This is a genomic window from Thiorhodococcus minor (assembly GCF_010820565.1).
Taxonomy (GTDB): Bacteria; Pseudomonadota; Gammaproteobacteria; order Chromatiales; family Chromatiaceae; genus Thiorhodococcus; species Thiorhodococcus minor.
The window spans coordinates 1-9,644 of sequence record NZ_JAAIJQ010000133.1 but is presented as its reverse complement, the minus strand read 5'-3'; the positions used below and the strand labels follow the sequence as shown (position 1 = coordinate 9,644).

Annotated in this window: 9 protein-coding genes; 1 reads left to right on the top strand and 8 read right to left on the bottom strand. The window is 65.1% G+C overall.

All coding sequences use genetic code 11. The features are described 5' to 3' along the window. Nucleotides 1-834: 834 nt before the first annotated feature. Nucleotides 835-1,329 (bottom strand): DUF308 domain-containing protein, encoded by a 495-nt coding sequence (locus tag G3446_RS24580; protein ID WP_164456291.1) that lies wholly within the window; start codon nt 1,327-1,329, stop codon nt 835-837. Nucleotides 1,330-1,756: 427 nt separating this feature from the next. On the opposite strand from G3446_RS24580, the gene G3446_RS24575 reads away from it, so the two are divergent. Beyond that, nucleotides 1,757-2,452: a class I SAM-dependent methyltransferase gene (locus G3446_RS24575; RefSeq protein ID WP_164456289.1), complete on the top strand. Its 696-nt coding sequence runs from the start codon at nt 1,757-1,759 to the stop codon at nt 2,450-2,452. Here G3446_RS24575 and G3446_RS24570 read toward each other — a convergent pair. The 7 genes from G3446_RS24570 to G3446_RS24540 all read right to left on the bottom strand — a co-directional run. Beyond that, nucleotides 2,445-2,849, bottom strand: coding sequence for a hypothetical protein (locus tag G3446_RS24570; protein ID WP_164456287.1), 405 nt, complete (start codon nt 2,847-2,849; stop codon nt 2,445-2,447). The genes G3446_RS24575 and G3446_RS24570 overlap by 8 nt on opposite strands. 192 nt (nt 2,850-3,041) lie before the next feature. Then, nucleotides 3,042-5,411 carry a conjugal transfer protein TraN gene (gene traN / locus G3446_RS24565; RefSeq protein WP_342450225.1) on the bottom strand — a complete coding sequence of 790 codons (2,370 nt, stop codon included), beginning with the start codon at nt 5,409-5,411 and terminating at the stop codon, nt 3,042-3,044. Between the two features lie 10 nt (nt 5,412-5,421). Beyond that, on the bottom strand, nt 5,422-6,480 hold the full coding sequence (locus G3446_RS24560; RefSeq protein WP_164456285.1) for a TraU family protein: 1,059 nt from the start codon (nt 6,478-6,480) through the stop codon (nt 5,422-5,424). Nucleotides 6,481-6,482: 2 nt separating this feature from the next. After that, nucleotides 6,483-7,574: a TrbC family F-type conjugative pilus assembly protein gene (locus G3446_RS24555; RefSeq protein WP_342450224.1), complete on the bottom strand. Its 1,092-nt coding sequence runs from the start codon at nt 7,572-7,574 to the stop codon at nt 6,483-6,485. Between the two features lie 103 nt (nt 7,575-7,677). Further along, nucleotides 7,678-8,247, bottom strand: a complete 570-nt coding sequence (gene lepB, locus G3446_RS24550) for a signal peptidase I (RefSeq protein ID WP_164456281.1) — start codon at nt 8,245-8,247, stop codon at nt 7,678-7,680. Then, on the bottom strand, nt 8,234-8,557 hold the full coding sequence (locus G3446_RS24545; protein WP_245232743.1) for a hypothetical protein: 324 nt from the start codon (nt 8,555-8,557) through the stop codon (nt 8,234-8,236). The genes lepB and G3446_RS24545 overlap by 14 nt, the downstream gene beginning before the upstream one ends. Next, on the bottom strand, nt 8,550-9,644 hold a 1,095-nt coding region (locus G3446_RS24540), incomplete at its 5' end, for a TraG/VirB4 family ATPase (protein ID WP_209262616.1). The genes G3446_RS24540 and G3446_RS24545, both read right to left, overlap by 8 nt.

Below are 9,644 nucleotides of genomic sequence, written 5' to 3'. Positions count from 1 at the left end.
TCTGCAGCGCGCAGCCGACTTTGTGCTCGCCTTGGAGGCGCAACGATCCGTGAGTGGGACTTATGGGTAACGATATGAGATGAAAATAGCGCAATTGATTCTGGCAAGCTGAATGAGATTGATGAAGTCTACTTTTTCCTTAGAGGTAAGCTTCATGATCGTTTCCCGCGATCTCTAATAGACGAGATAGCCTATCGAAAGAAGTTCAATGTTCGCCATCCGCAGCCTTGATCATCGTTTGGTCCAAAACCTTGCTCTACAGTCAGGCATAAGATATTTACCATCATAAAATCAAAGTTTTACGCGGCAGTCTGCAACGCTGCCAGGCCGGGTGGACCAACCGGTGATCAAGGCCTCAATGTTCGCCATCCGCTACCTTACTTCGAGTGCGCATACAGGAATAACCAACACTTCAAGTCGAGAAAACATCCTATTGCAAATCAGATCCTTCCGGATGGAAGGGTGATAAGAAATGACGGTGATACTGATAGAGTCTTATGATCTCTGTAGGAACGAAACTTACTGGATCTTCTTCTGTCACTACTCAGCAAGACGAGTGATGGAAAGCGTTATCTGGATTCTGAGTACCCGCTTCCCCGCGCTCTCCCGACGTCGCAGTTCCAGCCTAATCCGACCGCTACCCGCGTTTTGCTGCCGTACAACGCAAAATCGGAATGCCCGCTTTCTCACTCACGCATCGTACCTGCGCGACATCGCCAGCTCGCCAGTGCCCGATGACTGACTGCGAACTGACGACCAGCTCCAGAAATGCGAATCGAGCGTCGAGCGGTGCGCCGAAGAGCGGCATTCGGCGCCCGCAATCAACCGGCGTACTCAGCGCAGCAAATCCGCCTCACGCCACTGGTGTAGTCCGGCGGCGATCAGCGCGACCCCCAGCACCATGCCGAGCAGAATCGCAGAGCCCAAGGCGCCCATCGCGATGAGCAGGACGCCAAGCAGGATGCTTGCCCACAAGCCGATTTTTCGAAGCCGTGGCGGATTCACGATTCCGGCGTCGCGCAGCGCGGTCAAACCGGTGATGCCGCTCAGGATGAGACCGCCGCCCAGAAGCACAGCCACCAGCCAAAGGGCCAACTCCGGCCAGATGAGGACCACCAGGCCAGCGATGATTTGCGCCCAAGGGCCGAAGACGCTGACAGGCAAACCTTGTTTGCGCACGTCGATGACGAAGAACAAGGAGACGATGCCGCTGGCGAGCATCACGCCGCCAAGCGCCAACACCGCCAATGTACCGAAGAAGTAGGGGAGCGCAATCGCCGCCACCCCGAGCAGAATTGAGACGATCGCAAAGCGTTTTGTTGAGGCCACGATGTCGCTCCTTGTTGCGCTGCGGACACGCCCAATGGTCGCCCCGTGGCGGCGAGCCTGCCCCGATGACTTTAGCGTTTGTAGGGTGATCTGAGTCTAGCGCATCGCGCGATGGTGCTCGACCAGCAACCGGTCACCGCGGCTCAATGCGCCGGGTCGGCGACCTGATGGATCGGCGTTCGTGGCCGATCCTTGTCGATTAGGCTGGGTCGAGCCTGCCACTGCTAGCGCTGTTCAGGCCTGAATCTGGCTGATCGCGGCCAGCGCCTGCGGTTCGCTGTCGAGACACCCTGCCCTGCCCTGGCCATCCGTCCGAACCCGCTTCCAGAGAGGCGAGATAACAATCGAACGCCACAAAGCCGCCGCTCACCAGGAGAGACATGCGTCCGACTGGGACGCCACGACCTATGACCGCATCGCGGACCCCATGACCCGCTGGGGCGTGACCGTGCTCGACCGCCTTCATCTGGATGGGCACGAGCGCGTGCTCGATGCCGGTTGCGGCTCGGGCCGGGTCACCGAGCATCTCTGCCAGCGCCTGCCGCGCGGGAGGGTCATCGCCCTGGACCTCTCCTCGGCAATGCTGGTGGAGGCCAGGCGCAGACTCGCCTCCTATGCGAATCGGGTGAGCTTCGTGCGTACCAGCCTCGCCCACCCGCTACCGCTCGCACCTGTGGATGCCGTCTTCTCCACGGCCACCTTCCATTGGATTCGCGACCACGAGGCCTTGTTCAGCAACCTCGCCGCGGTACTGCACCCTGGGGGTCAATTGGTCGCGCAGTGCGGGGGTGCAGGCAATATCGCGCGCGTCCACGCCGCCGCCAGGGCGGCAGGCGTCGATCTCGATCCAACGCACTTCGCCACCCCGGCTGAGATGCAGCAACGGCTCGAGGCGGCCGGTTTCATCGACGTGCAGTGCTGGCTGCAGCCAGAGCCCACGACGCTCGCGCCAGGGGAGCCGTTCGAGACCTACCTGCGCACGGTCTGTCTGCGCCCCCATCTTGAGCAATTGCCCGAACAGGACCGCCAACCCTTCCTGCGCGAGGTGATGCGGCAGCTCGGCGAGCCTGTGATCGATTATGTGCGGCTCAACCTGCACGCGCGCCGGGGGGCCGTCAGGTGAGCGCGTCCACGTCAACGGCGATGCCCTCCGCACGCAGCGCCGCGACGATCGCGGCGGTCAGCCTCGCGGCGATCGCGGGCGCTGATCGCCCTTGAAGACGCTGCTTGAGCGAGCGCACCTGCGTGACGAAGACAGACCAAGCCACGGGCTGGCCGCCATCGCCTTCGCCGGGGTCGGATTGACTGCCGCACCCGATCATGAATTCGGCGTCACCCTCGTGGTACTCGATGAGCCAGCCCCAGTCCTCGCCGACGGGATAGCTGGTCACGACGCCGCTTTTCACGAGCGTCTGCGCCAACCACCAGGCCAATTCAAACCCGTAGGCGCCAGGATTGACCTGGCAGTCTTCCGGCAGGACCGGAAGGAACTTCGCGCTGGTGAATTCGATCTGTGCCATTCAAGCCTCGCTCCGACCTGGATCTCGCTTAGACTCCTACATCAACGTCCTGCCCAACTCGCAGGAGTCACCTCCGCTCGCCCCTGTTCGGCGACGCCCCTTCAGAGCGCCACCTGGCGCTCCGGTCGGACGTGACGCCCACCCGACAGGCTATCCGCTCGCGGCGTCGCGTCAATCGCGATGCGGCGAGCTTCAAGGCGAGGTCGGCTCGACCGCCCGCGGCAAGGTCTCCAGCGTCTCCTCCCAGCCTTGCGTCTCCGCATTCCGATTCGCCTCTCCGACCGTCTGGACGTCGCTCAGGTCCTCAAGCCGATCGGCCGTGCGGTTGCCCTGCCCTTCGGTCAGGGTCTCCAGGTCGAGGTCGGTGGTGGTCAGGATCAAATCCGATTCCGTCAGCATGGTGAGCCATTCTGAGAGATCGATGCGACTCCAGTCGACCTGGGTCAGGGTCTCGACCGTAATCCCTGAGCAGTTGGGATGCTTGGCGCTGCCGTAGCCGCCGATGCTGGCCTGTCCTCGGATCTGCTCGTTGAGGATGCGCGACAGCGGCGAGTTGAAGCAGCAGAAGCTGTCGCGGCTCTCGATGCAGGCCCCGAAGAAATTCTTCTTGCAGTAGGACCCGACCCGGTGACAGGACTTCAGCTCGCGCTGTACGCCGAGCGTGAACTCATCCTCCGTGCATTCCCAGATGAGGCGGATCAGGATCATGACGATGGTGTAGATCAGATAGGCCCACATCACCCAGTAGAGCACGACTGAAATGGCTGGATTGAGGGCCACGGTCGCGGCCACTGAGCCATCGGCCGCCACGGCGGCGCCACCGGTCGCGGCATTGACGAAGAGGGCATTGGCCGCTTGGGGGCCGAATACCGAAGCGGTCCATTGCACCGTCTGCTGCAGGAGCTGCTGCTTGAAGGTCGCGATCAGCCCCTGCTTGGCCGCCTCCGTGGTCACAGCGGTAGTATTGCCGGTGATGTTGTTGACCGCCGAGGTGAAGGCGTCCTTCACCGCCGACCAGGTGTCGACCAGGGGTGAGCGCAGGGTCTCCCAGGCACCGAAGGCGGGATTGGAGACACCCGCCTTGACCAACGACATCGTCACGCTGTCGAGCTTGGCGACGGAAAACATGAGCTGCAAATAGAGCCCGAGGGAAATGCCGCTCGGGCGCTCGCAGCAGTTGACGATGCCGCCGACCGCGCGCTTGCACTCCAGGGCCTCGCCCTTGAAGACCTGACAGCTTCCCCTCGTGCAGTCGGCATCCAGGGACACCATCTCCGCCGCATTGAGCGCAGCCACCGCCTCGTCGAAGTCGTCCGAGGATTCGGGCTCGATCGCGACACAGTCGTCGCCCAGACAGCGGATCTCACCGCCGCAGTCCAGCTCGGAGGTGCGCTCGAGGCCGGCGATCTCCTGGTCGGTGCCGCAGTCGTAGACCAGTTGGTCGACATAGCAGACGCCTGAGCGACCCGTGGCCTCCTCGGCGCACTGCCGGCTCACCTGCCGGCAGTTGGGATTGGCGTCGAGGACAGCACAGTTGTCCAGATCGCCGGGATTCTCGGGGCAGTGCTCGACGCCATCGGGATCGGTCCAGCAGTCCATCCGGCCTTCGTTGAAGCTGGTGCAGTCGAGGGCGACACCAACCTGCATACAGGCCGCACCGATGCCGGAGAACTGCTCCCAAGGCTCGTTGCCGGTCTCGTCCAGATAGGGCGGTGCCACCAGCTCGCTGCCGCAGAGCTCGCCGCCGATCACGGGGACACAGTCCGCATCGGGGTTGCTGGTGCAGGTCGTGGTGCTGCGGCAGAAGCCGTCCATGAGACGTTCGTTAAGCGTTTCGAGACAGGCGGCCGATTCCCAGCCCCAGGTATCCACCCGCTTCTCGACGCGCCGCACGTACTCGATGATCGGCTCGCCGGTCTCGGGATCGGTGCCGACCTCGACCGGATCCCAGTAGACCGTCGCGTCCAGGGTGCGACTGGCCGCGCAGCCGAGCTTGGGCTGGTCCTTGTCCGGGATCAGACAGGCTTCGTATTCGGGGACATGCACCATTCGGGGAAGGCTGAGAAAGGTATTGTCCCAGGTGCAGTCGGCATAGGTCGTGTTGAAGTCGTCCAGCGAGCTGACGGTCGCATCGGTGAACGCCCATAGCGGATCGCTGCTCAGGTCGCTGCGCGGACGATCGACCGGTTCGAGGAGGGTCTGATATGCCTGACCGGTCGGGGAAGACTCGGCGTAGGGCGTGTCGACCAAGTCTTGCTGCCTTTGCAGCCCCGCCGTTTCGAGTGCCGAGGGATTGCCGTAGAGGGCGCTCCAGTCGGTGGCCTCGCCTTGGTCAGCACCCGGAAAGTAAACCCGATAGTCCGCCGGCTGATCGAAACGGGCCAATAGCTCCGGATCCCTGCCGAGCTGAGTCCCAAAACCCTGCCCATCGGTGGCCGCCTGATCGAAGTCGAGTGCCCGGCGCAGGCCATCGCCCCAGACCAGCGCCCAGGGCGTCCAGACAATCGCGATGGTCAGCAGTCCGACCAATCCGCGCCGAACCCGCATACGCGGATTTGGCACGCACCGTCCCTCAGAGCCAGGTGAGACAGCAATCACGCCAACGCCAGATCAGATAGAGGTGATCCTCGCCCACCCCGGGAATGTTGCGCCACATGCCCCAGCGCAGCTCGCTCTCGCCGATCACGTGGTTGGAGTTGGCCTCGGGCAGCGGATAGAACTGGGAGAGACGGTACTGGGTCTTGGGCAGCATCACGGCGAAAGGCGCCTCGCAGAGGGCGGCATCCCCGACGGTCTGTCGCGCCAGTCCACGCCGATGCAGGGCCGCGAGCACCCGCGCGCTCGCCAGACTCATCTCCGAGGGACGGCCGTTGAGCGTCGGGGTGCGCCCGGTGAAGGGATAGAGCCCACCCCAGGCGCCCGCGCACCAGAAGAACGTATCGAGCGGCTTCTGCACCGTGGTCGCGGACGCCGCGTCGATGAGACAGGCCGCCTGCGCCACGGGATTGGCGACAAACGCCGCCTCGGGATTGGTGAAGAAGGCCAGCTCGTCGTTGTTCCAGGTCGGATCCAGCTCGGAGAGGTAGAGCACGTCGAAGTCGGTCAGGTGATCGACGTTGCAGCGGTCCGGGAAGAACAGATCGAGCATCACCAGGACCGGAAAGGCGTAGTAATGGTAGTTGTAGAAGGCCTTGTCCGAGCCGTCGTACTCCGCCTGTCCCGGCGTGCCGAGGGTGCGCCAGGACCCCAGATCGAGCCGGGCGCCGCCCAGTGCGGGCATGCAGCCCGGAAGGCGGACCAGCTCGACGATCCGAGCCGGCTCCCACATGCCGATCACCACGCCCGGACTCGGCAGACCGGCCGGGTCGGTGCAGGCACACAGCGCCTGGTCGCTCGCACCGCGGGGGACCGCCCCTCCCCCAATCGGCGCCCCGGCGATCTTGAGCGGGAAGAGACAGCTCCAGCAGATGTCGGTGATGAGCTTGGGACCGAGCAGCTCGGCGTCCGGGCAGACGGCGTTGCCCAGACCGGTTGCGGTGTTCTCCTGGGCACGCACCGCCAAGGCCACCAGCAGCAGGAGTCCAACCAGGACGGTGGATGGAAGAAAGCCGCGCGCGAGCCGCTTGGACATGCTCAATCCTCCGGCGGCCATTCCGCCACCACCAGGAAACCGTCGCGCGACTCGACCACGGCGGGCACCCGCTCGATCTGGAAGCGGTGCTGGACGTCGGGGGTCAGGAGATAGAGCGGATCGTGCAAGGCGGCCTGAACGGCGCGGTAACCGTCCCAGCCCGCGGCACGATCCAGCCGGGTCGCCAGATAGAGCGGCAGCCGCCCCTCGGTGCGACTGGCCGCGCCACGCCGCGCGACCTCCGCCACCTGACGCGGGTCGGTGGCATCGAAGACGAAGAGGCGCTGACGGAAGGGCAGAATTTCGAGCGGATCGACGTGCTCACCCGCCTGGATCACGGTGCTCCCGTCCGGGAGCGTCACGTCGGCCTGAGCGACGAGCGTCAGATCGAGCCGCCGCTCATGGGGTCTGTCCGCCACCGGCAGCTCGGCAAAGGTCGCTTGTTCCCAATAACGGGCCAGCGCGGCCTCGCGCCGGGCATTCCAGTCGATGCCGGACAGGCGCCGTTGCAGCTCCACGATCAGATCGGGCTCCGTGATCGCAACCGTCGAACCACGCACACCGAGGTCGCCACATCGCCCCTGACCCACCTGCTCGAGCAGCCAGTCCGGACGGCTGATCCCACTGACGCGGGCGATCTCCTTCCCAGCCCCATCGGTAGCGATCAGTGTTGGAGCCGCTTCAACCAACGGAGTCTGAAAGGGATGCGGATCGATATCGATGCGGGGAACTGCGTCGCTGTCGGTCTCCCTCCGCGCTTGACGCAGAAGGGCGTGGATCTCGCGGATGAAGGCACCCAGCGATTCGCCCGGCGCCACGCCGCGAAAGACGATCCTGACATCGGGCCGCCCGGCTGCCTGGGCGAAGAGGTCGCGCAGTTGGGCCTCACCCAGGGCACGCGAGGCGAGGATGGTGACGGTGAGCTCGCGGCCCTGTGGAGTCACCGCTGGCTCGGGGGGGCTTCGGAGCGCGGACGACAGCTGAATGCCCTCCCCGGCTTGCAGTAGCTCAGCCGACCAATCGGCGGCCGCCCCCTGCGGCTGCGTTAGCCAAGCCGGAAGCGGCGTCGAGAGCGCCTGCTCTTGGAGGCGCACCGCCTCATCCCGAAGCCTGGTCTCGGGAAGCGGCGACTGAGCCAGAGCGCAGGCGGCTCCAACGCAGACGACAAGCCCTAAGACGGATGCCGCCAACCAGCACTCAGAACAGCGCATAGGCCTTCCCGATCATGCGCGCCACCGGAAGAAAGCCCCAGTAGCGCGAGTCGAAGCTGTCCGCGGTCTCCCCGAGCATCCAGAAGTGCTCGACCGGCACGCGCTCGTGGCGCGCCAGGCTGGCGGGATCGCGTTGCAGCGCGGGAGCCAGCGCCAAGCCCTGCGCCATCGGCATACCGTTGATCGCGGTCGCGGCGGGCGTGACCGTCACCCAATCGCCTGGCACCCCAGCGGCATGCTTGACGAACAGTTGGCCCTCAAAGGCCGGCACCCCCAGCCCCTGAGCCCGAAAGGCCACCAGGTCGCCCTGGACCACGTCCTCGGGACCGGCGAAGGTGTCGATCAGGAAGACGCGCGCCGATTCCAGGCAACTGTGGGCCTGAAGATCGATCCCGAGGCGGTAACGGATCGCCCCGTAGGTGCCCAGTCCCAGCGTCAGGCAGAGCGCCATGAGGGCCAGAACTGCCCAACGCCAGCGGAGCAGTCGGACGCGCTCCCGCCAGCGTTTCACCGGACGTGGGCTTGGAGCGCCTGCCTCCGCCTCACTCGGGCGCATGCGGCACCTCCTTCTCCCCAAGCGTCAGCGCCGCCGGAGCGGCCAGCACCGCATGCCGGTCGAGGACCAGCACGCCCCGCGCGGCCAGACGTTCGGCCGCTTGGGTGTAGTCGCGCAGGATCTCCGTCATCTGGTCCGGGCTCGCCCCACGGGCGGCTTCCGAGAGGTCCAGTAGGAGCACCGGCGGGCGCAACTCCAGCGCCAGGGCGAGCTGACGCTGCCACCAGAGGCTGAGCAGGACACCAGTGGCAAGGCACAGGAACCCGGCGACCAGGACGACGATCGCCCAGGATGGGCGACCCTCAGCCATGTCCTTGCTCCGCCAGCAACCGCCGGATCGCCGCATCAAGGGTCATTCCCTGACGACGCAGCGCATTCAAGGCTGCTACGTCACGCGGATGGGTCGAATAGAGCAGCTGGCGGAAGGGATCGACGATGAGGCGCCCGATGCCGGCCCCGTAGTCGCCGATGACCAGGATCTCCGAATAGACGCCGGGGACCGTGTGCACGGTCTTGAGCAGCTCCGCCCCGCCCTCGGTGAGCGGCAGGCGCTTGTCCGCGCGCAGCTGATCGATCGCCTGCGCCGGCTGTGCCAGGAGAAAGGTATGGGCCGAGTTCTCGGCGATCGCCCGCCCGGTCGGGTGGGCGTAGAGGTCGTTGAGCGACTGGGTGACCGTGACCGCGGCGCCGCGGTACTTGCGAAAGCGTCGGTAGCCGGTCTCGATGAAGCGCGCGACATCGCCCTGGGTGAGCAGGTCCCAGGCCTCGTCGAGGATGACCAGCTTGGCCTGGTCGCGTTCGCCCAGATACATCGCCTGCTGGATCTGATAGATCAGCTGCAGCAGCACGACTTGCTGCAGGTGCTTGCGGCCTTTGAGCTCCTCGAGCTCCAGCACCACGAAGGGCGCCGAGAACTCGATGCTGTTGGGTCCGTTGAAGAAGCGCCCGTACTCGCCCTGGGTGGTGAAGGGATAGATCTGGGTGCCCAGATCCTGGAGCCGCGGATCAGTCTCGGCGCTGAGGGCCGCGGCGATGCCGTCGATGGTCATCGCCGTGCCCTCGGCATCCCAGAGGGTCTTGAGCACCCGCTTGAGCCCGGAGAGCGCGTAGTCGTCCAAGCCGCCCGAGGGCGCGATCATGGCCCCGACCAGGGCGGCGATCATGTCGGCCTCCTCGTCCCAGTGGCGCACCAGCTCGAAGGGATTGAGACAGATCCGCGCCTCACGGGTGAAGGCCAGGAACTGGCCATCGAGCGCTTCGCAAAGCTTCTCGTAAGAGCGCCCGACGTCGATCACCCAGCAGCGCCCGCCGACGGACAAAGTCGTGGAGATCAGCTCATTGGTCAGAAAGGACTTGCCGGCACCCGACTGCGCGGCGATGCAGGCGTTGTAGTTGGA